Source organism: Variovorax sp. 770b2 (assembly GCF_900115685.1).
In the GTDB taxonomy this organism is placed as follows: domain Bacteria; phylum Pseudomonadota; class Gammaproteobacteria; order Burkholderiales; family Burkholderiaceae_C; genus Variovorax.
Window position 1 is genome coordinate 633,104 of record NZ_FOXJ01000001.1, and the last position, 25,051, is coordinate 658,154.

Consider the following 25,051-nt stretch of genomic DNA (forward strand, 5'->3'; position numbering starts at 1 on the left):
TCGGCGGAATTTGGAGTCACGAAATGCATTTGTTTTTGCCTGTGGGATCGTTGCGGATCGGAGCGCGGCGATGAGCGCGCACGCGGTGGTGATTGCCGGCGGCGGCCCGACCGGGCTCATGCTGGCGGGTGAACTGGCGTTGGCGGGCGTCGACGTGGCCATCGTCGAACGGCGCGTCAATCAGGAGGTCGACGGCTCGCGCGCGGGCGGCCTGCATGCGCGCACGCTGGAGGTGCTCGACCAGCGCGGCATCGTCGAGCGCTTTCTTGCGTTGGGGCAGGTGCACCGGGCCGTGCATTTCCGCAAGGCGATGGACATCGGCGACTTTCCTTCGCGCCACAACTGCAGCCTCGCGCTCTGGCAGCGCCACACCGAACGCCTGCTGGCCGAATGGGTCGGCGAGCTGGGCGTTGCGGTCCACCGTGGCTGCGAAGTGACGGGGTTCGCGCAGGACGACACAGGCGTCGACGTCGCGCTCTCCGACGGCCGTTCGCTGCGGGCCGCCTACCTCGTCGGATGCGACGGCGGCCGCAGCCTGATTCGCAAGTCGGCCGGCATCGGCTTTCCCGGGTGGGAGCCGACCACGAGCTGGCTGATGGCGGAGGTGGCGATGACCGAGGCGCCGAAGTGGGGCTTTCACGAGAACGCGTTCGGCATCCATGCGATCGGCAAGGCCGAGAACACCGGGAAGGCCCTGGCGCGCGTCGTGCTGACCGACCGGCAATTGCAGCGCGACGCCAACCCCACGCTGTACGACGTGCGCGAGGCGCTGGTCGCCGTCTACGGCACCGACTTCGGCGCGCACGCTCCCACCTGGATCTCGCGCTTCACCGACATGACGCGCCAGGCGGATGCTTATCGAGACCGGCGCGTCCTGCTGGCCGGCGACGCGGCGCACGTGCATCCGCCGATCGGCGGGCAGGGCCTGAACCTTGGCGTGCAGGATGCGGTGAACCTGGGGTGGAAGCTGGCCCAGGTGGTCCGACGCACCTCGCCCGAAAGCCTGCTCGATACGTACCACGCCGAGCGCCACCCGGTGGCGGCGCGCGTGCTGCGCCACACGATGGCGCATGTCGCGCTTCGCCGCACCGACGACCGCACCAAGGCGCTGGACGAAACCCTCTCCGAACTGCTCGCGATGGACGAACCGCGCAAGCGGCTGGTCGCGGACATCTCGGGCCTGGGCGTTCACTACGATCTGGGCGAGGGGCACCCGCTGCTCGGGCGGCGCATGCCCGATCTCGAACTCGTCACCGCCGAGGGACCGCTGCGGGTCTTCGCGTTGCTGCACGCGGCACGGCCGGTGCTGCTCAATCTCGGCGAGCCTGGCGGCTTCGACATCGCGCCGTGGGCGGAACGGGTCCGGCAGGTCGATGCAAGGGTCGAGGGCGTGTGGGAGCTTCCGGCCATCGGCGCGGTCGCGGCACCCGCTGCCGTGTTGATCCGGCCCGACGGCCATGTGGCGTGGGTGGGCGGCTCGACGCCGCAGGGGTTGGCCGAGGCCCTGGCCGCCTGGTTCGGACCGCCCGCCGCGGTGTAGCCCCGAGGGGTCTCTGCTAGGCCGGCGCCGTCATGCGCTGCAGCAGTGGTTGCCGCGCGAGCACCTCGTCGCGTGGGCCGTGGTCCAGCACGCGGCCGGCCTCCATCAACACCACAGTGTCAAAGCGCTCGAGCAGGCTCAGCCGGTGGATCGACGCGATCACGCAGGCGTTGGGGAATGCATTGGCGATGCGTTCGAGCACCCGCGCTTCGGTGTTGGCGTCGAGCGCGCTGGTCGGCTCGTCGAGCAGCAGCAGCGAACTGCCTTCCGCCGCGAGCACGCCGCGCGCCAGGCACAGTCGCTGGCGCTGTCCGCCCGACATGTTGAAGCCGCGCTCCGACACGGCCGTATCGAGGTCGCCGCGGTTCGCCTTCAGCACCTCGTCGAAGGTGCTGGTGTGCAGCGCCGCGAGCAGCCGCGCGTCGTCCGCCGGCTGGCCGAAGGCGAGGTTCTCGCGCACGCTGGCCTCGAAGAGTTCGGTCTCCTGCGGGATCAGCGTGGCGAGGCGGCGCAGCTGCGGCCAGTCGACCGGTTGGCCGTCGAGCGTGAGCGTGCCGGCGTGCGGCGCGTAGAGGCCGGCGAGCACGCGCAGCAGCGTGCTCTTGCCGCCGCCGCTCGGGCCGACGAGCGCCACGCGCTGGCCGCGGCGCAGGGCGAGGGCCACGTCGTGCAGGCCGCTGCGCGGCGGCTCGGCCGCCTCAGCGATGGGTTCGCCGCGCGGCGCGTAGTTCCACTGCAGCGCATCGATGCCCAGGTGCGTCCACGCCGCGCCGGCGTCGATGCGCTCGCGCTCGGGCACCTCCTCGGGCGCGGTGGAGAGCACGTCGCCCGAGGGCGCCTGCCAGATCGGCTCGGCGCTCGTGTAGTCGGTGTGCATGCGCGCGAAGAAGCTGAAGTTGGCGGCCACCGAAGTCACCACGCCAGCCGCCTGCTGCGCGTACTGGTAGATCATGAACACCGCGCCCAGCATCACCGCCTGGCCCGGCGTGCGCGCCTGCCACACGTAGATGACGACCAGCCCCCAGGTCAGCGCCAGCCCCATCAGGTCGACCGCGAACCACTTGCCCTCGTTGAGCACCACGGTGCGCTTGAGCGGCAGCGAAATCGCCGCCATGCGACGGCGCAGCAGGAGGCGCGAGGCACCCTGCAGCCGCAGGCCGATCACCGTCGAGGCGTTGCCCAGGAAGTCGAGCAGCGCGGACACATAGCGCCGGTCGGCATCGTTCTCGGCGCGCGCGAGCTTCATCAGCGCGCGGTCGATGCGCACGATCACCAGCCCGATCAGCACATAGCCCGCAAGCGCCGTCGCGCCGCTGGTGCGCGACAGCAGCGCCAGCGCCACCAGCGGCCCGACGAAGTTGACCGCGTTGGTGAGCCAGATGAACTGGTTCTGCGCGAAGTCCGCCAGCGCGCGGCTGGCCTGGTGCACGCGGTGCTGCAACTCGCCCGAATGGTGGCCGTCGTGCCAGGCCAGCGGCGCGGCGGCGATGCGCGCATAGAGTTCGTCGGCCAGCCGCTCGCGCACCTTCAGGCCGACGTTGCGCTCCAGGATGCGGCCCGGCCCGTGCAGTGCCCAGGCACCCACGTACACCGCGGCCAGCGTGCCGATCCAGCGGCCGGCGCCGCCGAAGTCGCTGCGCTGCAGCGCGTTGATGGCCTGGCCCGCGAGGTAGGGGAGCGTGAGGCGGATCAGCTGCGAGGACGCGAGCAGCGCGGTGGCGCCCAGCAGTTGCCCGCGCGCGCCGGCCGCGAAGTGCCAGAGCGCCGCATAGAGCGCGCGGATCGCGTTGGCGGGGTCGTTCGTCTCGGTCGTCGTCTTCTTCTGCATGCGTGGTCAGCCGGCCTTCCGGAACGTGAGGTTGATGCGCAGGCTGCCCAGCGCCGGGTGCGGCTGGTCCTTCAGCGGCAGCACGCCGTGGTAACGCAGCCGGTCCTCGCCGCCCCAGACCACGACATCGCCGTGCGCGAGCGCAATGCGCGCGGCCTTGTCGCCGCGCGCGTGGCCGCCGAACAGGAACACGGCCGGCATGCCGAGCGAGACCGAGACGATGGGCGCGCCGTAGTCATGCTCGTCCTTGTCCTGGTGCAGCGAGAGCCGCGCGCCGGGTTCGTAGCGGTTGACCAGGCAGGCATCGGGCGCGAAGTCCTCGAAGCCGGCCGCCGATGCGGCCTCGCGGGCCAGGCGCGCGAACGATCCGGGCATGGCGGGCCACGGTCGTCCGGTGTCGGGATCGATGGCGCTGTAGCGGTAGCCGCGGCGGTCGCTGGTCCAGCCCAAGGCGCCGCAATTGGTGAGCGCGACCGACATCGTGAAGCCGCCGGGCGTGACCAGGTGGCGGAAGGGTGCGCGTTCTTCCAGGGCGTGGATCGCGGGGAGCAACTCGTCGACGAAGGGCAGGGCGAAGCCGGGCAGCACGAAGGCGCCGGGCCCGATCGCTTCGCGGGCGCTGCGGGGAGGGTCGTCGAAAAGGTCGAGCGTCATGCGGCGGGCCGGCCTTCGCGGGCCGGCGCGGATACCAGTGCAGGCCTTAGCGGACCGTCGACATCACGGTGGCCCGGCACCGCGGCTGGTCGCGGGGGGCGAGCAGGTTGCAGTTGTTGAGGGCGCGCTCCTGCATGTCGCTCAGCTTGGGGCGTTCCTGCTGATACTGCGGCTGCCGCTGGTATTCGGGCACATAGACCGGCGCGGGCTCCTGCCAGCGCTGGCGGCGTTCGTATTCGCGGCGCTGGTCGTATTCACGCCGCTCGTACTCGCGGCGGTCCTCCCGCTCGCGGTCGTTACGAAGCCGCCACATGCATGAGTTGAAGTCCATGCCCGAGCGTCCGCTGGCGCAGTAGCGGCGGTCGTTTTCGTAGACGTAGTCGCCCTGGGCCATGGCGGGGATGGCGCTCATGAGGCCGAGGAATGCGAAGAGAGCGAGTTTTTTCATGATGCGTGGCCTGTTCTGTGATTGCCGGATGTCTGTGCAGTGTGAAAGGTCTGCCGTGGGCCGAATGTAGCCGGTCGTCCTGCACGAACGTAGGGTCGAGGCTGCCGGCGTTCGCACGGATGCCTGCTCAACGCCCGGGAACCGCGGCCGGTCGACGCGGCCGGCCATGAACGGCGCTTGTCGGACCCATGCACGACCCGCATCTGGCCGCATCCCATGAACACGTGAAGTAGTGCTAAGGGATTCACTTATTGAAACGGACAGCCAAAAGTCTATGGTCGAGCGACCATGGACACCGTGCGCCTAGACATCCACGTGCCCGAAGGTTGGGTGTGCTGGATCGAGCTCGCCCGCACCCCCCACGGCACCTATGCGGGGCTCGCGGAGCTGAGCCACCAGGGCGTTGCGCGCTGCGCGCTGGTGATCACCCAGCAACTGTCGTGGGAGTCGGCCGTGGAGCGCGCGACGGTGCGGGCGGACCACTTCGTGCGGCAATGGATGCCGCAGCGCGGCCCCGGGAGCGATGTCTCGGGCCCCACGATTCCCGGCGACGCCTGAGCGCTGCACGCCGAGCGGTGCCGCAAGGGAGCTTCGGCGACGGCGCGCGCTCATGGTAGAAACCGCGAGCCGCGGATGTCCTCCCATTGCGCTTCGTGCGCTTGCCCCACCTCTCTCGCTTCCATGTTCCACCTCCCTGATCGGGTTGAAAAACCGTGCGCCCGGTGGCTGGCGTGGCTGATCGCCGGCATCGCCGCACTCTGCATGGCCGGTTGCGCGGGCCTGCCCACCGACGTGCAGCGCAAGCCCTCGATGGCCATCGCCGACGGCGCGGACACCCTGCTTGGCCGCCTCGTGAAAGCGGCCGCGCCGCCCGGCGAACCGCTGAGCGGATTCCGCCTGCTGCCGATGCCGCAGTTCTCGCTGCATGCGCGCATCGAACTCGCGCGCCGCGCGCAGCGCTCCATCGACGTGCAGTACTACCTCGTGCAGAACGACGAGACCGGCCGCTACCTGCTGCGCGCCCTGCGCGACGCGGCCGACCGCGGCGTGCGCGTGCGCCTCCTGGTGGACGACCTCTACACGGCGGGCGCCGATCCGCTGTTCACCAGCTTTGCCTCGCACCCGAACGTCGAAGTGCGCCTGTTCAACCCGTTCCCGGCGGGGCGCGACCGCTTCGGCACGCGCTGGGCCGCGTCGCTGTTCGACTTCGACCGCGTGCACCGCCGCATGCACAACAAGCTGTACGTGGTGGACAACACGATGGCGGTCATGGGCGGGCGCAACATCGCCAACGAGTATTTCCTGCGCGACGGGGGATCGAACTTCATCGACATCGACACGCTGGTGGCCGGCGCCGTGGTGCCCCGGCTGTCGTCGCTGTTCGACATGTACTGGAACAGCCCCTACGTGTACCCGATCGAATCGCTGGTGGCCAAGGGCAGCGAATCGGCGAGGGAGCTGCGCGAGCGCTTCGATCGCCTGACCAGCGGGCCGGAGACGCTGCATCCCGAGGAGCCGGGCTCCACCGACCTGCTGGGCAACAACCCGCTGGCCAAGGACCTGGACGCGGGCACGCTGAAGCTGGTCTGGGCGCGCGCCGAGGCCTATGCCGACCCGCCGGCCAAGGCCCTCGCGCCCACGCCCGAGGCGCGCGGCCTGCCGGCCGACGAGGCGAGCGACAGCGTGCTCTACAACGTGCGGCGGTATCTGCGCGGCGCGCAGAGCGAGATCATGCAGACCACGCCCTACCTGATTCCCGGGCGCGGCGGCATGGAGTCGATCCGCATCATCCGCGGCAACGGCGTGAGCTACAGCATCGTGACCAATTCGCTGGCCGCCACCGACGAGTCGCTGGTGCACATCGGCTACCGGCGCTACCGCGCCCAGATGCTGCGGCTGGGCGTGGAGCTCTACGAGCTCAGCCCCAAGCGGGTGGAGGAGACCAAGCGCTTCGGCATGTACGGCTCGGCCAGCGGGCGGCTGCACGGCAAGTCGGCGGTGATCGACCGCAAGACGGTGTTCATCGGCTCGATGAATTTCGATCCGCGCTCGGAGCTGCACAACACCGAGATCGGCATCTTCATCTTCAGCCCGCAGATCGCGCAGCAGCTCACCAGCCTGATCGGCTTCATCCGCCTGGACGGCGCCTACCAGTTGCAGCTGGGCTCCGGGGGCGGCATCGAATGGGTGAGCCCGGCGTCGGGCGATGCGGCCGACACCATCCTGCACACGGAGCCCGAAACGCATTTCTGGGCGCGCTGGAAGCTGGAGCTGCTGGCGCCGCTGGTGCCCGAGAGCCTGCTCTAGGTTCTGGTCGGCCTGTTGCTGCTGATCTGCCCGCTGATCCCCTGGTGATCCAGCCGGTGATCGATCGGATGGCAAAAGGCCTTGATCGATGGCGCGGCGCTCGTTGCCCGGTGCCCGCTCGTCGGCGGATGTGCCTAGCGGACCGTCGACATGACCGTCGCGCGGCAGCGCGCACGGTCCTGGCGGGTGGGCAGCACGATGCAGTTGTCCAGCGCACGCTGCTGCATGTCGCTCAGGCGCGGGCCCTCGCGCGGGGCTTCCCGCTCGGGCTCGTAGTAGGGCCGCGGCGGCGGGCGGCCGTAGTAGTCGTAATCGCGGTCCCGGCCCTGGCGGGTCGTTTCGCAACCCGCAAGGCTCAGCGCCAGAAGGCTGCCCCAAAGAATCAGACGCAAGTTCGTTCTCCGTTTCGAAGGGGAGGGCTGCAAGATGTGCCCCGCCCCGGTCGCACGCAGCTTAGTGCGTATGGCGGAAATAGCCTGAAGGAAAGATGAAATGCGGCTGGCTGCCGCCGACTGCTCAATCCTGCAGGCGTCCGTTCAGATAAGGCTCGGGATCGACGGCGGTGCCGTTCTTTCGGATCTCGAAATGCAGCTTCACGCGATCGGCATCGCTGCGGCCCATCTCGGCGATCTTCTCGCCCTGGCGCACGACCGCGTTTTCCTTCACGAGGATGGTCTGCGCGTGGGCGTAGGCCGTGAGGAAGGTGTCGTTGTGCTTGACGATGACCATGTTGCCGTAGGAGCGCAGTTCGCCGCCCACATACACCACGCGGCCGTCGGCCGACGCCACGATCGGGTCGCCCAGGTTGCCCGCGATGTCCAGCCCCTTGTTGCGCACGCCGTCGAAGCGGCCGATGGTGGTGCCGCTCGCGGGGCGGATGAAGAGCGCCTGTTTCTGCACGGGGGGCGTGGCCGTCTGGCCGGGCCGGGCCGGCGGCAGGGGCGTGGTGGTGCAGGCGGCGAGGGCGGCGGCAACCAGCGCTGCGGCGCCGGTGCGGAAAAGAAAAGTCTGGATGTGCATGGCGCTGTTGGAACGGGTTCGTTGCGGAGGGTTCCTGCGGTCTGGCGCGCCGGGCGCGCCACGCGGGGAATGCTAGCAAACTCGTGCGTACCCTCTGGAAGAGCGGAATGCGCGAAGGGCTATCGCGGCTATTTCAGCGGAATCGGCGTGCCGCGATCGATGGGCACCGCGGTCACGCTGTTCTTGGGCGAACCGTCGATCAGGAGGTCCGAGTAGGTGAGGTAAACCAGCGTGTTGCGCTTGGCATCGACCATGCGCACCACGCGCAGGCGCTTGAAGAGCACCGAGAGCCGTTCGCTGTACACCTCCTCGCGCTTGGGCAATGGCTGGGTGACATTGACTGGCCCGACCTGGCGGCAGGCGATGGAGGCCTCGGCCTTGTCCTCGGCCACGCCGAACGCACCGGCAATGCCGCCCGTCTTGGCGCGCGAGACATAGCAGGTCACGCCGTTGACCTTGGGGTCGTCGTAGGCCTCGATCACGATCTTGTGGTCGGGGCCGATGAGCTTGAAGGCGGTGTCGACTTCGCCCACCGTTTCGGCCCTGGCCGCCGAGGCGGCCAGCGCAAAGCCGAGGCTGGCGCCGCACAAGAGGGTGGCGCGGAGTGTCTTGTTCATGAGGTTCGTCAAACGATGCTGAGCTCGTGCACGCGGTCGAAACTGCCGCGGCGCCGGTCTTCGAAGAAATGTTCCAGCGCCTCTCGCACGGTGCGAAAGGCGATCTCGTCCCAGGGAATCTCTTCCTCGGTGAAGAGCTTCGCCTCGATGGTCTCGTGGCCCGGATCGAACGTGTCGTCCAGGAGCCGCGCGCGGTAGAACAGGTGGACCTGGCCCACGCGCACCACGCTGATCACCGCGAACAGGCCCTGCATCTCGAAGTTCGCGCCGGCCTCTTCGTCGGTCTCCCGGGCAGCGCCCTGGGCGGCCGATTCCTCCAGCTCCATGAAGCCGGCCGGCAGCGTCCACTTGCCCCAGCGCGGCTCGATGTTGCGCTTGCACAGCAGCACCTTGTCGCCCAGGACCGGGATGGTGCCCACCACGTTCAGCGGGTTCTCGTAGTGGATCGTGTGGCAGGCCGGGCAGACGGCGCGCGGCTTGGTGTCGCCGTCGTCCGGGATGCGGTAGACCACCGCGGTGCCGCAGTTCTTGCAGTGCTTGATGGGGACGCGCAGGAGCATGGGCGGTGCTGCCGTCTTCAGGCGATCTTGACCGTGAGCGTCGGCAGGCCGGCGACGGCGCCGACCAGCGTGTCGCCCGAGACCACGGCGGCCACGCCTTCGGGCGTGCCGCTGTAGATCAGGTCGCCCGGTTGCAGCTCCCAGGCGGCCGACAGGTGCTCGATGGTCTCGGCCACGTTCCAGATCAGCTTGCTCACGGTGCTGCGCTGGCGGTCGGTGCCGTTCACCTGCAGCGAGATTTCGGCGTTCTCGGCATCGCCGGCCTGGGCTACCGGCACGATCGGGCCGATGGGCGCGCTCTGCTCGAAGCCCTTGCCGATGTCCCAGGGGCGGCCCTGCTTCTTCATCTCGCCCTGCAGGTCGCGGCGCGTCATGTCCAGGCCCACGGCGTAGCCGTAGATGTGCTTGTGCGCGTCGGCGGCCAAGATGTTTTTGCCGCCTGTGCCGATGGCGACCACGAGTTCGATCTCGTGGTGCAGGTTCTTGGTGAGCGAGGGGTAGGCCATGGTGCCGGTCTGGCCTTCGTCGACCACCACCAGCGCGTCGGTGGGCTTCATGAAGAAGAAGGGCGGCTCGCGGCCGGTGAAACCCATTTCCTTGGCGTGATCTTCGTAGTTGCGGCCCACGCAGTAGATGCGGTGCACCGGAAAGCGGGCGGCATGTCCGGCCACCGGAACCGAAACGGTGGCGGGCGGGGCGAAAACAAACTCGGAAGCCATTGCGACGTGTCCTTTTTCAGCGAAACGGGAGGGGAGACCGGCAGTGTGCCAGAGGCGGGGCGGGGTTGCCGGAGCGCTGGAAACGGGATTTCCGGGCGCTTCACAATAGGCGTCCTGCGTGTCCTTCGAACTATTTCCTCGAATTCCCCGCCACACCATGCCCCTTCGAATCGGCAAAGCCAGCAAAGCCACCGCCCTCAACGAACTCGGCCGCCAGCGCGACGAAGAGGGCGACCAGGACGCCGCCCTGGAGGCCTACGCCCAGGCGAGCGCCATCCATCCCGGCTGGTCGGTGCCCTGGTACAACACCGGCCTCATCCACAAGTACCGCGGCGAATGGGCCGCGTCGCTGCAGGCCAACGCGCGGGCCGTGCAATGCGAGCCGGGCAACGAGGGCGCGCTGTGGAACCTGGGCATCGCCGCCACCGCCCTCGGCGACTGGACGACGGCGCGGCGGGCCTGGCAGCAGTACGGCATCCAGGTGCCCGAGGGCGACGGGCCGGTCGACTTCTTCATCGGGCTCACGCCGATCCGCGTGCATGGCGACGAGGCCAGCGAGGTCGTCTGGTCGGACCGCATCGACCCGGCCCGCGCCATCCTGCGCAACGTGCCGTCGCCCGCCTGCGGGCACCGCTTCGGCGACCTGGTGCTGCACGACGGCGCGGCCAACGGCTATCGCAAGCGCGGCGACCGGGAGATTCCGGTGTTCGATGCGCTGGAACTCATCGCACCCTCGGACTATTCGACCTACGAAGTCTCGATCGACGACGCGGCAGAAGAAGACATCGGCGCGCTCATCCAGCGTTTCGAAGCCGCCGGCGCTGCCGCCGAGAACTGGACCACCAGCATCCAGGTGCTCTGCAAGGCCTGCTCGGAAGGCCGGCCCGACGGCGAGCACAACCATGCGCCCGGCGAGCCGCCCGAGGCCTTCGGGCCATGGCACATCGGCATCGCCGCACGCGAGGAGGCGCATGCGCGCCGCATCCTGGACGAATGGCGCCAACTCACACCGAAGGCCGGGCTTCGCGATTTCGGTTGCGTGCTGCAGGCCACCCCGCGTTCCTAGCGTGCTGGCGAGCGCTATCCTTGGAAAATCATGAAGCTGCATAACTATTTCCGCTCCTCCTCCTCGTTCCGCGTGCGCATCGCCCTCAGCCTGAAGGGCCTGGACTACGAGTACGTTCCCGTGCACATCGCGCGCGGCGAACACCGCACCGGCCCCTACGCCACCCTCTCGGCCGACAAGCTCGTGCCGCTGCTCGAAGACGAAGGCGAGCGTTTCTCGCAGTCGATGGCCATCATCGAATACCTGGACGAGACGCACCCCGAGCCGCCGCTGCTGCCGAGCGACCCGGTGGGCCGCGCCCATGTGCGCGCGCTGGCGCAGTCCATTGCCTGCGAGATCCATCCACTCAACAACCTGCGCGTGCTCAAGTACCTCGTGAAGGACCTGAAGCTGGACGACGAAGCCAAGAACGCCTGGTACCGCCATTGGGTGCGTGATGGCATGGAGGCCTTCGAGCGCCAACTCGCGCTGCATCCCGGCAGCACCTTCTGCTATGGCGACACGCCCACGCTGGCCGATTGCTGCCTGGTGCCGCAGATCTTCAACGGCCGCCGCTTCGACTGCGACTTCAGCGGCCTGCCGCGCAGCATGGCCGCCTTCGACGCGTGCATGCAGCTGGAGGCCTTCCAGCGCGCGCAGCCCTCGCAATCCCCCGACGCGGAAGCCTGATTGAACGCCGCCGTCATCGATCCGCGCTGGCTGGTGCCGGACTGGCCCGCACCGGCGAACGTGCGGGCGGTGTGCACCACGCGCGAGGGCGGCGTTTCGCACGGCCGCTACGAAAGCCTGAACCTGGGCGATCACGTGGGCGACCTGGCCGCCGACGTGGCCGAGAACCGCCAGCGCCTCGGGCAGGCCATCGCCGCGCGGCCGGTGTTCCTGCAGCAGGTGCACGGCACGGGCGTCGTGACGCTCGATGCCGAATCGGACCTCGTGCGCGACGCCACGGTGGCCGATGCCTGCACGGCCACGGCGGTCGGGCTGGCCTGCACGATCATGGTGGCGGACTGCCTGCCGGTGCTCTTCACCGACGAGTCGGGCCAAAGGGTGGCGGCCGCGCATGCGGGCTGGCGCGGCCTTGCGGGCGGCGTGCTCGAGGAAACGGCCCGCTGCTTTGCGTCCGAGCCTCAGGCCGGACCGGCGCGCGGCGACGGCAGGGTCATCGCGTGGCTCGGCCCGTGCATCGGCCCGAAGGCCTTCGAGGTCGGTGCGGAGGTGAAGGCGGCTTTCGCGGCGCATGCGCCGGAAGCTGCCAACTGTTTCAAGCCCGCGGGCGCGGCCGGCAAATGGCTGGCGGACCTGCCCGCGCTCGCGCGCCAGCGGCTGCGCGCGGCCGGTGTCGATGCGGTGTACGGCAACGACGGCGGCGATGCGTGGTGCACCGTCGCCAACCCGTCACGTTTCTTTTCGCACCGGCGGGACGGCGTCAGCGGGCGCTTCGCCGCGCTGGTCTGGAAGGCCTGAGTCTTCGGGTTCCTTGGCGGCTGTTGCCTCCGTGGCCTTCGTGGCCTCCGCGGCGGCGCGGCGTGCCGCTTCCTGCGCGTCGGCCTCGCGCTGCTTGATCGCGCGGCGCCGCCCCGGCGTCCCCATCAGGTAAACCACCAGTGCCACCGGCGCCAATCCGTACAAAAGAAATGTGAAGATGGCGCCCAGCACGGTGCCCGTGGTGTTGGTGGCTTCGGCCACCGCCATCATCACGACGACGTAGAGCCAGCCGATCACGACCAGATGTATGAACACGAGAAGTTTCAGTCGGTAAGAGGAAAGAGCGGCGTTGTCGGTGCCGTGCGAATGCAGGATACTCAAAACACGCACCCATCCGGATTCGATTCAGGCGAGGACCAGGAGACATGATGAAGCAACAAGCGACGGGGGCGGATGCATTCGCGCCCTTCCAGCAGGCACTTTCCGAGGGATGGACCCAGGCGCTGGCATCGTTCCAGCAGTCCGCCGCGAAGGGGGCCTCGGCCTTCGATGTCGGCGGCAGCCCGCTGTGGCAGATGCCGCAGGGCGCACAGATGCCCGATCTGCCGAAGATCGCCATCGATCCCCAGAAGCTCCAATCCATCCAGCAGCAGTACGTCGCCGAGGCCACGGCGCTCTGGGGCCAGGGTTTCCAGGCCAAGCCCGAAGGCGACAAGCGCTTCGCATCCGATGCATGGGGCAGCAATCCGCTCGCGGCCTTCTCGGCGGCCGTGTACCTGCTCAACGGCCGCACGATGCTCAGCATGGCCGAGGCCATCGATGCCGACGAAAAGACCAAGGCGCGGCTGCGCTTCGCGGTCGAGCAATGGATGGCCGCTTCTTCCCCCAGCAACTCGCTCGCCTTCAACGCCGAGGCTCAAAAGAAGGCCATCGACTCGCAGGGCGAGAGCATCGCCAAGGGCATCCAGAACCTGCTCAACGACGTGAAGCAGGGACACCTGAGCATGACCGACGAGAGCGCCTTCGAAGTGGGGCGCAACGTGGCCACCACCGAGGGCGCGGTGGTGTTCGAGAACGAGTTCTTCCAGCTGCTCGAATACAAGCCGCTCACCGCCAAGGTGTACGAGCGGCCCTTCCTGCTGGTGCCGCCGTGCATCAACAAGTTCTACATCCTCGATCTGCAGCCCGAGAACTCGCTGATCCGCTATGCGAACGAGCAGGGCCATCGCGTGTTCGTGGTGAGCTGGCGCAACCCCGACGAGTCGCTCGCCAAGGCCACCTGGGACGACTACATCGAGAACGCCGCGATCCAGGCGATCCACACGGTGCAGGACATCAGCGGCAGCAAGCAGATCAACGCGTTGGGCTTCTGCGTGGGCGGCACCATCCTCAGCACCGCACTGGCCGTGCTCGCGGGCCGCGGCGAAAAGCCCGCTTCGTCGGTCACGCTGCTCACCACGTTCCTCGACTTCAGCGACACCGGCATCCTGGACATCTTCGTGGACGAGACGATGGTTGCGTACCGCGAAATGCAGCTGGGCAAGGGCGGCCTGCTGCCCGGGGGCGACCTGGCTTCCACCTTCAGTTTCCTCAGGCCCAACGACCTCGTGTGGAACTACGTGGTCGGCAACTACCTGAAGGGCGAAACGCCGCCGCCGTTCGACCTGCTCTACTGGAACAGCGATGCCACCAACCTGCCGGGCCCGTTCTACGCCTGGTACCTGCGCAACACTTATCACGAGAACAAGCTCGCCAAGCCCAATGCGCTCACGGTGTGCGGCCAGAAGATCGACCTCGGAAAGATCGACGTCCCGGCCTACATCTACGGCTCGCGCGAAGACCACATCGTGCCCATCGGCGGCGCGTATGCCTCCACGCAGTTGCTGCCGGGCAAGAAGCGCTTCGTCATGGGCGCCTCGGGCCACATCGCCGGCGTGATCAATCCGCCCGCCAAGAAAAAGCGCAGCCACTGGATCCGCGACGACGGCAAGTTCCCCAAGACGCAGGCCGAGTGGCTGACCGGTGCCGCCGAGCACCCCGGCAGCTGGTGGACCGACTGGGCACAATGGCTCAAGGGCCACGCGGGCAAGCAGGTGGCCGCGCCCAAGGGCTACGGCAACGGCAAGGTCTACAAGGCCATCGAGCCGGCACCGGGACGCTACGTCAAGGCCAGGGCCTGAGCCGACCTCGCAACAACCGACTTCAACATCACTTCAACGGAGAACCACATGGAAGACATCGTCATCGTTTCGGCCGCACGCACGCCGGTCGGCAAGTTCGGCGGCTCGCTCGCCGGCATCGCGGCCACCGAGCTGGGGGCCCTGGTCATCAAGGAAGTGATTGCGCGCGCCAACCTCACGGCCGAGCAGGTCGGCGAGGCCATCATGGGCCAGGTGCTGGCGGCCGGCGCCGGCCAGAACCCCGCGCGCCAGGCATGGCTCAAGAGCGGCGGCGCCAAGGAAACCCCGGCGCTCACCATCAACGCCGTCTGCGGCTCGGGCCTGAAGGCCGTGATGCTTGCGGCGCAGGCCGTGGCCACGGGCGACAGCGAGATCGTCATCGCCGGCGGCCAGGAGAACATGAGCGCCGCGCCGCACGTGCTGCCCAACTCGCGCAACGGCCAGCGCATGGGCGACTGGAAGCTGGTCGACACCATGATCGTGGACGGCCTGTGGGACGTCTACAACCAGTACCACATGGGCATCACCGCCGAGAACGTCGCCAAGAAGTACGGCATCGACCGCGCCTCGCAGGACGAACTGGCACTCGCCAGCCAGACCAAGGCCGCCGCCGCGCAGGACGCCGGCAAGTTCAAGGACGAGATCGTCGGCGTGAGCATTCCGCAGAAGAAGGGCGACCCGATCGTCTTCAGCCAGGACGAGTTCATCAACCGCAAGACCAACGCCGAAGGCCTGGCGGGCCTGCGCCCCGCCTTCGACAAGGCCGGCGGCGTGACCGCGGGCAATGCCTCGGGCCTGAACGACGGCGCCGCCGCCGTGATGGTGATGACGGCCAAGAAGGCCGCCGCGCTCGGCCTGAAGCCGCTCGGCCGCATCGCCAGCTACGCCACCGCCGGGCTCGATCCGGCCATCATGGGCATGGGCCCGGTGCCCGCATCGACCAAGGCGCTGCAGCGCGCCGGCTGGAAGGCCGCCGACCTCGACGTGCTGGAAATCAACGAAGCCTTCGCCGCACAGGCCTGCGCGGTGAACCGCGAAATGGGCTGGGATGTGAACAAGGTCAACGTGAACGGCGGCGCCATCGCCATCGGCCACCCGATCGGCGCGTCGGGCTGCCGCATCCTGGTGACGCTGCTGCACGAGATGCAGCGCCAGAACGCCAAGAAGGGCATCGCCTCGCTGTGCATCGGCGGCGGCATGGGCGTGGCGCTGACCATCGAGCGCTGATCGCCACGGCGCCAGGCGCGCCGTCGTTGCCGCTCAGCGCGACATCGACGGCCGCTCGGCCATCGCAGCGCGCCAGCGCACGAGCTCGGGGTGCTGTTCCCCGGGCTTGATGCGCACCACGCGCGCGAAATCCACCGCCACCACGGCGGTGATGTCGGCCAGGCTGAACCGGTCGGTGGCGATGAACTCGCGGCCGGCCAGCCGGTCGTTCAGCGTCTGGAAGAAATGCTGCACCCGGGCCAGCCCGCGTTGTGCCAGCTCCGGAATCTGCGCGTAGTTCACCGGGCCGGGCAGCGCCCGGTCGGCCATGGCAGGCGAGCCATTGCGCAGCGCCTCGGCGATCGGCAACAAACCCTCGAACTCGACGCGCCAGTTCCAGCTGGCGATCTCCGCCTTTTCTGCGGGCGTGCGGCCCAGCAGTGGCGGCTCGGGGTACTGCGCTTCCAGCCAGGCCGCGATGGCGGCGTTGTCGGTCAGCAGGCCGTCTTCTTCGGTGCGCAGTGCCGGCACCGTGCATTGCGGATTGATCGCGCGGTAGGCCTCGCCCAGTTGCTCACCACGAACCAGATCGACCTGCACCGTCTCGTGGGCAATGCCCTTCTCTGCAAGCAGGATGCGCGCGCGGCGCGGGCTCGGCGCGGTGGCGCAGTCATAGAGAATGATCATCGTCTGTCCAACTCCCGGAATTCATTGCATGAATGGCACGACCGCCTATACGCCGCCCACCGTCTGGTCCTGGAACAAGGAAAGCGGCGGCCGCTTCGCGAACATCAACCGCCCCATCGCAGGCGCCACCCATGAGAAGGACCTGCCGGTGGGCCGGCACCCACTGCAACTCTATTCGCTGGCGACGCCCAATGGCGTGAAAGTGACCGTGATGCTCGAAGAACTGCTGGCGCTGGGCCATGCAGGCGCCGAGTACGACGCCTGGCTGATCCGCATCAGCGAGGGCGACCAGTTCGGCAGCGGCTTCGTGGCGGTGAACCCCAATTCCAAGATCCCCGCGCTGATGGACCGCAGCGGCGCGACCCCCATCCGGGTGTTCGAGTCCGGCGCGATCCTGCAGTACCTGGCCGAGAAGTTCGGCAGCGCGTTTTTCCCGACCGAACGCGCGGCCCGCGCCGAATGCCTGTCGTGGCTGTTCTGGCAGATGGGCAGCGCGCCGTACCTGGGCGGCGGCTTTGGCCACTTCTATGCCTACGCCCCGACGAAGATCGAATACGCGATCGACCGTTTCGCGATGGAAGTGAAACGCCAGCTCGACGTGCTCGACCTCCGGTTGGCCGAAAGCCGTTACCTGGCCGGCGACGACTACTCGATTGCCGACATCGCCGTCTGGCCCTGGTACGGCGCGCTCGCCAAGGGGCAGCTCTACGAATCGGGCGAATTCCTGCAGGTGAGCGAGTACAAGAACGTGCTGCGCTGGAACGACGAGATCGCGCAGCGCCCCGCGGCGCAGCGCGGCCGCATGGTCAACCGCGCCTGGGGCCAGCCCGAGAGCCAGCTGCACGAGCGCCACGACGCCGGCGATTTCGACACCCGGACGCAGGACAAGCTCACAGCGCCGGACTGAACACCGCGGCCCGACTTGTTCACCGCCTGATTTTTGAGCAAAGTGTGGAATCCCTTTGTAGAACAACGAGTTAAATCCGTTTTACAAGGCTCCACGTGAGTTGTCCCCAAAGTTGTGCACAGAAAATGGGGATGAGATCGCGGGCCTGAGGTCCGGCCTGCAAGTTGGCGCAATACCACGAGAAAAGGCCTCGGGCGCCACCGGCAACGCTCAATGTCAGCGCTCGAAGATCCGATTGCGCACCGGCACCTCGCCGTCGAATGCGATCTCCGCCGCCTCCCCCGTGACTGCATCGACCGCATGGATGTGCAGATGGGGCTCGGTGGTGTTGCCCGAGTTGCCCACCGCCCCCACGCGCTGGCCCACGGTCACCGCATCGCCCGCCTTATGCACGACGCTGCCTTGCCGAAGGTGAGCGAGTTCGACCTGCAGCGCGTCGCAGCGGATCACGATGTGGTTGCCCGAAGCGTTGGCCTTGTCGCGCCGGGGCGGGGCCAGATCGGGCAGCCCGTCCCGCACGCTCGCCACCGTGCCTGTGCAGGGGCTCACCACCTTCGCGCCATGCACGACGTACCGCGACAGGTCGGCGGGCGCGGCGCCGATCGCGCGAAATCCCGCAGGGCCGACGGCAACGATGTCGCTCGCATGCCGTTGGCGGCGGTGCGCATGGTGATGGTTCAACAGCGTGCGGTTCCCGCCTTGCGCGACCATGAAGCGGCCGCCTTCGAGCGGGAACGCGAGCGAGGTCGGCGATCCTGCAGGTGCGAGGCCGACGGCGAGATAACCGAAGGCTGTCGCGTAGAAAACCAGCGAGACCAGCGTCACCCCGTGCGCGCGCCACAGCGGCCGCACCAGCGCCCACGGCCGGCGCGCGTGCCGCCACCACGAGGCGGCGAACGCGAGCAGCACCAGCACGACGAGCACGGCCCGCGTCCAGAGCCCTGCAATATCCCAGCGTCCCACGAGCAGGATCAGGCCGAAGAACAGGAGGCTGTCCGCGGCCTTCAGGGCCCAGGCGCCGCGCGATGCCTCGTCCAGTTTAGCGATCCGCCATGCGAGGCCGATCGGAAAGGCAATGCAGACGGCCAGGAGGATGGCCAGCGGGAGCAGATGTTCCATGCGCCCGCATGCTAGGGCGACCGGCTTGTTGCCGATGCAACCACCCGCAACGCGGGGGGACATGGCGCTCCTCGAGGGCCCGTTTCAGGTCGATGCTGCCTGCACCGCATAGTGCTGGCACAGCGTGTCCACCAGCGCCTGTGCGTAAATCGGCAGCGCCGCCCGGCTGCGCACCAGCAGGTACCGCTCCCGCACGCACCACGCATCGCCGAGGTCGATCAGCGCGAGCTGCATGCTCTCCTGGTTGCGCCGCGCCGCCGATTCGGGCACCACGCCGATGCCCACGCCGCTGCCGATCATCCGGCACATCGCATCGAAGCTGCCCAGCTGGATGCGCAGCTTCTGGCGCTTGCCCAGGTTGTCGGTGATCTGCGCGAGGAAGGTCTGCAGCGTGCTGCCTTGCTGCATGCCGATGGCGTCTTCATCGAGCGTCTCGGCGAATGAAATCCTGCGGCGCTTGGCAAAGCGGTGCTTGCGCGAGGTGACCAGCACCAGCCGGTCGGTGCTGAAGTGGATCGCCTCCAGGCCCAGCGTGTCGACGCGGCCCGCGACGATGCCGATGTCGGCCCGGCCGTCGAGCACGCCGCGCGGGATCTGAGCATTCGGTTTTTCCTGAAGGTCGACGTTGATGCGCGGGTTGCGCGCGAGGAAGGCGGGCAGGATCTCGGGCAGGAAATCGGTCACTGCGGTGGTGTTGGCGAACACGCGCAGATGGCCCCGCAGGCCTCCACCGTATTCGAGCAGGTCGTCGCGCAGCTGCTCGGTCTGGTTGAGCACGAGGCGTGCGTGGTGAAGAAAGGCTTCTCCCGGCGGCAGGAGACGCACGCCGCGCGCTTCGCGCTGCAGCAGCTGCAGCCCTGCCTGCGTCTCCAGCGCCTTGATGCGCGCACTGGCCGCGGCCAGCGACAGGTGCTGCCGCTCAGCGGCCCGCGTGAGGTTGCCGAGCTCGGCGGTGGCAACGAAAAGACGCAGGTCGGTCAGGTCGAAAAGCATGGCGCATCGTAGCCCGAGCCTTCGGAATTCCAGAAGCCTGGGTTCCGAAATCGCAGATTGCGCGCGCTGCCGTGGCGCACGACCATGCGGCCATGGAGACAAAGACGATGACATTCCGCGCCCTCGCGCTTCTTTCGCTCGCCGCAGCCACGCTGATCGCCGCGAGCCCTGCAACCGCACAGCCCTATCCCTCGCGCCCCATCACGCTGGTCGTGCCGCAGGCCGCGGGCGGCACCAACGACATCGTCGGCCGCCTCGTCGGCCAGAAGCTCGGCGAGGTGATGAACCACGCCAGCGTGGTCGTCGACAACCGGCCCGGCGCGGGCGGCAACATCGGCACGCAGCTGGTCGCCAAGGGCCCGAAGGACGGCTATACGCTGCTCATGACCATCAGCAGCAGCCAGGCGATCAACCCGGCGCTCTACAAGAACCCGGGCTTCGACCCGGTGAAGGACTTCAAGCCCGTCGGCCTCGTCGGCGCGGTGCCCAACGTGCTGTTGGTGAACCCCACGTTCCCCGCGAAGAACCTCGGCGAATTCCTGAAGCTCGCGCGGGACAAGGGCGCCAGCTACCAATACGCCTCGGCCGGCAACGGCACGCTCAACCACCTGCTGGGCGAAATGCTCAACAGCATGGCCGGCATCTCGCTGCAGCATGTGCCCTACAAGGGCGTGGCGCCCGCGCTCAACGACGTGCTGGGCGGGCAACTGCCGATCGTGTTCGCGAGCCTGCCTTCGGCGCTCTCGCACATCAAGGCCGGCAAGCTGCGCGCATTGGCCGTGAGCGGCGACAGGCGCTCGCCGGTGCTGCCCGACGTGCCCACCATCGCCGAGGCGGTGCCGGGCTACAACGGCACGCTGTGGATCGGCCTCTTCGCGCCCGCGGGCGTGCCGGCCGACGTGCTCGCCACCCTGCAGGACGCGACGCGCAAGGCGCTCGCCGCCAAGGACCTGCGCGACAAGCTCGACCAGCAAGGCGTCGAGATCGCGGCGCCCACAACCCCCGAGCAATTCACAAAGCTGCTGCAGGACGACCTCGCCAAGTGGGCGCGCATCGTCAAGGCCTCCGGCGCTGCGGTCGATTGACGAAACCATGAACCCTGAAAACCCCACCCCATCGATCGATGCCGACGCGCTCGCGAAACTGCAGGCCTGGCAAGGCCGCAGCGAGACGCTGGCCGACGACATCACCGCCGCGCCCGTGCGCGCGCTCTCCGCCACGCTCGACCGCGACGACGCGCCGCCCGCCGCCGGCACGCGCCTGCCCGCGCTCTGGCACTGGCTCTACTTCCTGCCGCACCACCGTCAATCGGAGATCGGCGAAGACGGCCATGCCAAGCGCGGCGGGTTCCTCCCGCCCGTGCCGCTGCCGCGTCGCATGTGGGCGGGCGGGCGCCTGAACTGGGAAGCGGGCAACCTGCTGCAGGTCGGCGACAAGATCGAGCGCACCTCGACCATCGCCTCGGTCACCCACAAGGCCGGCCGCACCGGCGAGTTGGTCTTCGTGCTCGTGCGCCACGAGGTGCGCAACGAACGCGGCCTCGCGTTGACCGAAGAGCACGACATCGTCTACCGCGCCGCCGCCGCGCCCGGCGAGAAGGCGCCGCCCCCCACGCCCGCCCCGAAAGACGCCGCCTTCAGCCGCGAGATCGTGCCCGACGACGTGCTGCTCTTTCGCTACTCGGCGCTCACCTTCAACGGCCACCGCATCCACTACGACCGGCGCTACGTGACCGAGGTCGAGGGCTATCCGGGCCTGATCGTGCACGGCCCGCTGATCGCGACGCTGCTGGTCGACCTGCTGCGGCGCCACGTGCCGGGCGCGCAACTCGCGCGCTTCGAGTTCCGTGCCGTGCGGCCGACCTTCGACATCGCGCCGTTCCGCCTGCACGGCAAGCCCGCGGAAGGCAGCAGCGATGGCAAGACCTTCAGCCTCTGGGGCGAAGACGCCGACGGCTGGCTCACGATGCAGGCCACGGCCGTGCTGGCTTGAGGCATTCAGGAACACACACATGACAAGACCCCTGGACGGCATCACCGTCATCTCGCTCGAACACGCCATCGCTGCGCCGTTCTGCACCCGCCAGCTGGCGGACCTCGGCGCCCGCGTCATCAAGGTGGAGCGCCCCGAAGTGGGCGACTTCGCGCGCGCCTACGACGGGCGCGTGGGCGGGGAGGCCTCGCACTTCGTGTGGGTGAACCGCTCGAAGGAAAGCCTCACGCTGGACCTGAAGCAACCCGCCGCGCTCGCGGTGCTGCGGGAACTGGTGGCCGATGCCGACGTGCTGGTGCAGAACCTCGCACCCGGCGCGGCCGCGCGCATGGGGCTGGGCGCCGAAGTGCTGCAGGCCAGGCACCCGCGGCTCATCGTCTGCGACATCTCGGGCTACGGCGAAGACGGCCCGTACCGCGACAAGAAGGCCTACGACCTGCTGATCCAGAGCGAAGCGGGTTTCCTCTCGGTCACCGGCACGCCCGGGGACCCGTGCAAGTCGGGCAACTCCATCGCCGACATCGCGGCGGGCATGTACGCGTACACGGGCATCCTCGCGGCGCTGCTGCAGCGCGGCAAGACCGGCAAGGGCTCGCACATCGACGTGTCGATGCTCGAATCGCTCGCCGAGTGGATGGGCTACCCGATGTACTACGCCTACGAAGGCGCGCCGCCGCCGCCGCGCAGCGCCGCTTCGCACGCGACCATCTACCCCTACGGCCCGTTCCCCGCGGGCGATGGCGGCACGGTGATGCTGGGCCTGCAGAACGAGCGCGAGTGGCGCACCTTCTGCGAGAAGGTGCTGCTGCAGGCGGGGCTGGCGACCGATGCGCGCTTCGACAGCAACGCACGGCGCAACGAACACCGCGAGGCCCTGCGCGCGATCATCGGGGAGACCTTCGGCGCGCTCAGCACGGCGCAGGTGCTGGAGCGTCTGGATGCCGCGCAGATCGCCAACGCGCGCATGAACGACATGGCCGGGCTCTGGGCGCATCCGCAGTTGCAGGCGCGCGATCGCTGGCGGCAGGTGGGTTCGCCGGCCGGCGATATTCCGGCGCTGCTGCCGGCCGGGCGCCAGAGCGCGTTCGACTACCGCATGGATGCGATCCCGGCGGTTGGGCAGCACACCGAGGCGATCCTGCGCAGCCTGGGCCGCGGCGAAGCCGACATCGCGGCGTTGCGCGAGGCGAGGGCGGTTTGAACTCGCCGCTCGCGCTGGCGCGCACCTTTCTCTTCGTACCGGCCGACCGGCCCGAGCGTCATGCGCGCGCGCTGGATGCGGGCACGGGTGGCGTGATCGTCGATCTGGAAGATGCGGTCGCGCCCGAGCGCAAGGCGTCGGCGCGCGAAGGCCTCGCAGCGTCGTTCGCCGCGTTGCCCGAAGCGGATCGCCAACGCCTGCTGGTGCGCATCAACGCCAGCGGCACGCCGTGGCACGACGACGACCGCAAGACCGTGGCCGCGCTGGTCGCGCAAGGCCTGATCGCGGGCGTGGTGCTGCCCAAGGCCGAGCGCGCCGGCGACCTGCGGCAGTTGGTCGAAGCCGTCGGCGCGAAAGGCCTGCTCGTGCCGCTCATCGAATCTGCCGCGGGTCTCGCTGCGTTGGAGGAAATCGCAGCGGCCCCACAGGTGCTTCGCCTCGCCTTCGGCAATCTCGATTTCCAGGCAGACGTCGGCCTGGCCTGCGATGCGGACGAAGCCGAACTGGTGCCCGTCCGTCTCGCACTGCTGCTGGCCACGCGACGCGCCGGACTGCCAGCGCCCATCGATGGTGTGACCGCCGACTGGCGCGACGCACAACGCCTCGCCGTCGACACGGCCCGTGCGCGTCGCGGCGGCTTCGGCGCCAAGCTGTGCATTCATCCGGACCAGGTCGCCCCGGTGCATGCCGCACTCGGCCCGAGCGCCGACGAGCTCGCATGGGCGCGCCGCGTGATCGACGCGATCCGGTCCGCGGGCGGCGGCGTGGTCAGCCTGGACGGGCGCATGGTCGATGCGCCGGTGGTGCGCCTGGCCGAACGCCTGCTCGCGCTCGATGCGCAGCCGCCTTCCTGATTCCGAACGCAGAAGACAGATCCAACAACCTAGGAGACAAAAAGTGAACCTGAAGAAGAACTGGAAAACACGCACCCTGATCGCCGCATCGCTGGGCGCATGCCTCGTGGCCGCGCAATCGCCGGCCGTCGCGCAGGCGCACTGGCCCGACAAGCCCATCACCATGGTCGTGCCGTATTCGGCCGGCGGCCCCACCGACGTGGTGGCGCGCATGCTGGCCATTCCCATGGGCAAGTCGCTCGGCCAGACGGTGATCGTGGAGAACACCGTGGGCGCGGGCGGCACCATCGCGCCCACGCGCGTGGCCAAGGCGGCGCCCAACGGCTACACCATCCTCATCCACCACATGGGCATGGCCACCGCGCCCGCGCTCTACAAGAAGCTCAACTACGACCCGCTGAAGGACTTCGAGTACATCGGCCAGGTGCTCGATGTGCCGATGACGCTGCTCTCGCGCAAGGACTTTCCCGCCAGCACCTATCCCGAACTGCTGGCCTACGTGAAGGCCAACAAGGACAAGGTCACGCTGGCGAATGCGGGCGTGGGCGCGGTGTCGCAGCTGTGCGGGCTGCTGTTCATGAACCAGATCGGCGTGCAACTGACGACCGTGCCGTACAAGGGCGCGGGCCCGGCGCTCAACGACCTGATGGGCGGGCAGGTCGACCTCCTGTGCGACCAGACCACGCAGACCGCGCCGGTCATCAAGGACGGCAACCGCGTGAAGGTGTTCGGCGTGACCACGCCCAAGCGCCTGTCCAGCATGCCCAACATCCCGACGCTCGACGAGCAGGGCCTGAAGGGCTTCGACGTGCGCGTGTGGCACGGCGTGTATGCGCCCAAGGGCACGCCGCCGGCGGTGGTCGAGAAGCTGAACGTGGCCTTGCGCGCCGCGCTGCAGGACGACATGGTCAAGCACCGCCTGGCCGAACTCAGCTCGGAGATCGTGCCGCTGGACAAGCAGACGCCGGAGAGCCTGCGCACGCACCTCGCGGCGGAGGTGGAGAAGTGGGGCAAGGTGATCCGCGCCGCGGGCGTGCAGGCGGATTGATCTTCGGGGCCGGCGGAAAGCCGGCCACTACACTGGCGCCTTTTTTGGGGAGGAGGGGACAGTGCAGAACAGCCTGATGCAATACGCGATCTTCGTACGGAACAAGCGAGGGCACGAGGTGATGCACACGGCGCCCGTGTCCGAGGATGAGGTGCGCTTTCTTCGTGAGCGCGTGCTGCCCACATTGCAGCCCCTGGACGATGAGACCTACCTGCAGGGCCCGGCCATGATCCTGCACACCGGCGCGCGATTCAGCTACGTGCTGGACGACGAGGACCTGCTCTGGTGCGTGGAGTGGGACCCCGGCCTTCTTGTCGTGCGCTTTTCGTCCGATGGCCGCATGGCATGGACCGCGCTGCGCTCTCCGGTGCCGGGGTTTGGCGGGCGCAAGCCGCTCAAGCAGGACCTCGAGCGCTACGACGAGGACGCCGACGACCCGCAGTACAACCTCGTCTTCCATGCGTGGGATGCGCAGTTCGACGAATTCTCCCGCACGCATTTCGCCTTCGTGCCGGCCAGTGAAGATGCGCAAAGGCGCTATGCGGCGGGATTGCGTCACCCCGACGGCCTTGTGCAGAACGTGCCAGAACGCAAGGGCAAGGAGCGCACCGCATGGATCGCCGCCTGCCAGCGTCGCGTCGAAGCCTGGGCCGGCGAAGGACTGCGGTTGAACGGATGAG

27 protein-coding genes are annotated in these 25,051 nt (G+C 68.6%); 15 read left to right on the top strand and 12 right to left on the bottom strand.

The features are described from left to right. Positions 1 to 70 precede the first annotated feature (70 nt). A complete protein-coding gene (locus tag BM133_RS02695; protein WP_093431460.1) occupies positions 71 to 1,540 on the top strand; it encodes an FAD-dependent monooxygenase in 1,470 nt (489 codons plus the stop codon). 16 nt (positions 1,541 to 1,556) lie between these two features. Here BM133_RS02695 and BM133_RS02700 read toward each other — a convergent pair whose 3' ends face one another. The 3 genes from BM133_RS02700 to BM133_RS02710 are packed head-to-tail and all read right to left on the bottom strand — an operon-like array spanning position 1,557 to position 4,470. Then, the gene (locus BM133_RS02700) at positions 1,557 to 3,368 is read right to left on the bottom strand and encodes an ABC transporter ATP-binding protein (protein WP_093431461.1); all 1,812 of its coding nucleotides are present in this window, start codon (positions 3,366 to 3,368) and stop codon (positions 1,557 to 1,559) included. A 6-nt stretch (positions 3,369 to 3,374) separates the two neighbouring features. Next, positions 3,375 to 4,022 (bottom strand): DNA oxidative demethylase AlkB, encoded by a 648-nt coding sequence (gene alkB / locus BM133_RS02705; RefSeq protein WP_093431463.1) that lies wholly within the window; start codon positions 4,020 to 4,022, stop codon positions 3,375 to 3,377. A gap of 46 nt (positions 4,023 to 4,068) precedes the next feature. Next, positions 4,069 to 4,470: a hypothetical protein gene (locus BM133_RS02710; protein WP_093431464.1), complete on the bottom strand. Its 402-nt coding sequence runs from the start codon at positions 4,468 to 4,470 to the stop codon at positions 4,069 to 4,071. Between the two features lie 288 nt (positions 4,471 to 4,758). Here BM133_RS02710 and BM133_RS02715 point away from each other — a divergent pair, with 288 nt between their 5' ends. Further along, positions 4,759 to 5,028, top strand: coding sequence for a hypothetical protein (locus BM133_RS02715; protein WP_093431466.1), 270 nt, complete (start codon positions 4,759 to 4,761; stop codon positions 5,026 to 5,028). Between the two features lie 123 nt (positions 5,029 to 5,151). Next, complete coding sequence (locus tag BM133_RS02720; protein WP_093431467.1) at positions 5,152 to 6,777, top strand: phospholipase D family protein; 1,626 nt, start codon at positions 5,152 to 5,154, stop codon at positions 6,775 to 6,777. 134 nt (positions 6,778 to 6,911) lie between these two features. Here BM133_RS02720 and BM133_RS02725 read toward each other — a convergent pair whose 3' ends face one another. The 5 genes from BM133_RS02725 to BM133_RS02745 all read right to left on the bottom strand — a co-directional run bounded on the left by BM133_RS02725 (position 6,912) and on the right by BM133_RS02745 (position 9,693). Continuing rightward, complete coding sequence (locus BM133_RS02725; RefSeq protein ID WP_093431469.1) at positions 6,912 to 7,169, bottom strand: hypothetical protein; 258 nt, start codon at positions 7,167 to 7,169, stop codon at positions 6,912 to 6,914. Between the two features lie 124 nt (positions 7,170 to 7,293). After that, positions 7,294 to 7,797 (bottom strand): murein hydrolase activator EnvC family protein, encoded by a 504-nt coding sequence (locus BM133_RS02730; RefSeq protein WP_093431470.1) that lies wholly within the window; start codon positions 7,795 to 7,797, stop codon positions 7,294 to 7,296. Positions 7,798 to 7,925: 128 nt separating this feature from the next. Beyond that, positions 7,926 to 8,414: a CreA family protein gene (locus BM133_RS02735; RefSeq protein ID WP_093434985.1), complete on the bottom strand. Its 489-nt coding sequence runs from the start codon at positions 8,412 to 8,414 to the stop codon at positions 7,926 to 7,928. A gap of 8 nt (positions 8,415 to 8,422) precedes the next feature. Further along, the gene (locus BM133_RS02740) at positions 8,423 to 8,974 is read right to left on the bottom strand and encodes an NUDIX hydrolase (RefSeq protein ID WP_093431472.1); all 552 of its coding nucleotides are present in this window, start codon (positions 8,972 to 8,974) and stop codon (positions 8,423 to 8,425) included. 17 nt (positions 8,975 to 8,991) lie between these two features. Beyond that, positions 8,992 to 9,693, bottom strand: a complete 702-nt coding sequence (locus BM133_RS02745) for a fumarylacetoacetate hydrolase family protein (RefSeq protein WP_093431473.1) — start codon at positions 9,691 to 9,693, stop codon at positions 8,992 to 8,994. A gap of 157 nt (positions 9,694 to 9,850) precedes the next feature. On the opposite strand from BM133_RS02745, the gene BM133_RS02750 reads away from it, so the two are divergent. Genes BM133_RS02750 through pgeF form a run of 3 tightly spaced genes read left to right on the top strand, consistent with a single transcriptional unit; the run spans position 9,851 to position 12,223 of the window. Next, positions 9,851 to 10,759 (top strand): tetratricopeptide repeat protein, encoded by a 909-nt coding sequence (locus tag BM133_RS02750; RefSeq protein WP_093431475.1) that lies wholly within the window; start codon positions 9,851 to 9,853, stop codon positions 10,757 to 10,759. 30 nt (positions 10,760 to 10,789) lie between these two features. Next, the gene (gene maiA / locus BM133_RS02755; protein ID WP_093431476.1) at positions 10,790 to 11,428 is read left to right on the top strand and encodes a maleylacetoacetate isomerase; all 639 of its coding nucleotides are present in this window, start codon (positions 10,790 to 10,792) and stop codon (positions 11,426 to 11,428) included. After that, a complete protein-coding gene (pgeF, locus tag BM133_RS02760) occupies positions 11,429 to 12,223 on the top strand; it encodes a peptidoglycan editing factor PgeF (protein WP_093431478.1) in 795 nt (264 codons plus the stop codon). It begins immediately after the preceding gene. Here pgeF and BM133_RS02765 read toward each other — a convergent pair. Beyond that, positions 12,155 to 12,499, bottom strand: coding sequence for a hypothetical protein (locus BM133_RS02765; RefSeq protein WP_093431479.1), 345 nt, complete (start codon positions 12,497 to 12,499; stop codon positions 12,155 to 12,157). The two genes, pgeF and BM133_RS02765, sit on opposite strands and share 69 nt — an antisense overlap. A gap of 113 nt (positions 12,500 to 12,612) precedes the next feature. Here BM133_RS02765 and BM133_RS02770 point away from each other — a divergent pair, with 113 nt between their 5' ends. Beyond that, positions 12,613 to 14,364, top strand: coding sequence for a PHA/PHB synthase family protein (locus BM133_RS02770; RefSeq protein WP_093434987.1), 1,752 nt, complete (start codon positions 12,613 to 12,615; stop codon positions 14,362 to 14,364). A gap of 48 nt (positions 14,365 to 14,412) precedes the next feature. Further along, positions 14,413 to 15,591 (top strand): acetyl-CoA C-acetyltransferase, encoded by a 1,179-nt coding sequence (locus tag BM133_RS02775; RefSeq protein WP_093431481.1) that lies wholly within the window; start codon positions 14,413 to 14,415, stop codon positions 15,589 to 15,591. 33 nt (positions 15,592 to 15,624) lie between these two features. On the opposite strand, the gene BM133_RS02780 is transcribed toward BM133_RS02775, so the two are convergent. After that, the gene (locus BM133_RS02780) at positions 15,625 to 16,257 is read right to left on the bottom strand and encodes a glutathione S-transferase family protein (protein WP_093431482.1); all 633 of its coding nucleotides are present in this window, start codon (positions 16,255 to 16,257) and stop codon (positions 15,625 to 15,627) included. 28 nt (positions 16,258 to 16,285) lie between these two features. On the opposite strand from BM133_RS02780, the gene yghU reads away from it, so the two are divergent. Beyond that, a complete protein-coding gene (gene yghU, locus BM133_RS02785; RefSeq protein ID WP_093431484.1) occupies positions 16,286 to 17,164 on the top strand; it encodes a glutathione-dependent disulfide-bond oxidoreductase in 879 nt (292 codons plus the stop codon). Positions 17,165 to 17,380: 216 nt separating this feature from the next. Here yghU and BM133_RS02790 read toward each other — a convergent pair whose 3' ends face one another. Then, on the bottom strand, positions 17,381 to 18,283 hold the full coding sequence (locus BM133_RS02790; protein WP_177224699.1) for a M23 family metallopeptidase: 903 nt from the start codon (positions 18,281 to 18,283) through the stop codon (positions 17,381 to 17,383). Positions 18,284 to 18,367: 84 nt separating this feature from the next. Beyond that, positions 18,368 to 19,276 (bottom strand): LysR family transcriptional regulator, encoded by a 909-nt coding sequence (locus BM133_RS02795; RefSeq protein WP_093431487.1) that lies wholly within the window; start codon positions 19,274 to 19,276, stop codon positions 18,368 to 18,370. A gap of 107 nt (positions 19,277 to 19,383) precedes the next feature. Between BM133_RS02795 and BM133_RS02800 the strand changes: the two genes are divergently transcribed. The 6 genes from BM133_RS02800 to BM133_RS02825 all read left to right on the top strand — a co-directional run bounded on the left by BM133_RS02800 (position 19,384) and on the right by BM133_RS02825 (position 25,050). Beyond that, positions 19,384 to 20,361, top strand: a complete 978-nt coding sequence (locus tag BM133_RS02800; RefSeq protein WP_093434989.1) for a tripartite tricarboxylate transporter substrate binding protein — start codon at positions 19,384 to 19,386, stop codon at positions 20,359 to 20,361. A 7-nt stretch (positions 20,362 to 20,368) separates the two neighbouring features. Further along, complete coding sequence (locus BM133_RS02805) at positions 20,369 to 21,268, top strand: HTD2 family dehydratase (RefSeq protein ID WP_093431488.1); 900 nt, start codon at positions 20,369 to 20,371, stop codon at positions 21,266 to 21,268. A 19-nt stretch (positions 21,269 to 21,287) separates the two neighbouring features. Beyond that, a complete protein-coding gene (locus BM133_RS02810; RefSeq protein WP_093431490.1) occupies positions 21,288 to 22,469 on the top strand; it encodes a CaiB/BaiF CoA transferase family protein in 1,182 nt (393 codons plus the stop codon). Continuing rightward, complete coding sequence (locus BM133_RS02815; RefSeq protein ID WP_093431491.1) at positions 22,466 to 23,323, top strand: HpcH/HpaI aldolase/citrate lyase family protein; 858 nt, start codon at positions 22,466 to 22,468, stop codon at positions 23,321 to 23,323. The genes BM133_RS02810 and BM133_RS02815 overlap by 4 nt, the downstream gene beginning before the upstream one ends. A gap of 43 nt (positions 23,324 to 23,366) precedes the next feature. Next, positions 23,367 to 24,371: a tripartite tricarboxylate transporter substrate-binding protein gene (locus BM133_RS02820; RefSeq protein WP_093431493.1), complete on the top strand. Its 1,005-nt coding sequence runs from the start codon at positions 23,367 to 23,369 to the stop codon at positions 24,369 to 24,371. A gap of 61 nt (positions 24,372 to 24,432) precedes the next feature. Next, entirely contained in the window at positions 24,433 to 25,050 is a 618-nt protein-coding gene (locus BM133_RS02825) for a hypothetical protein (RefSeq protein WP_093431494.1), read from the top strand. Position 25,051 lies beyond the last annotated feature (1 nt).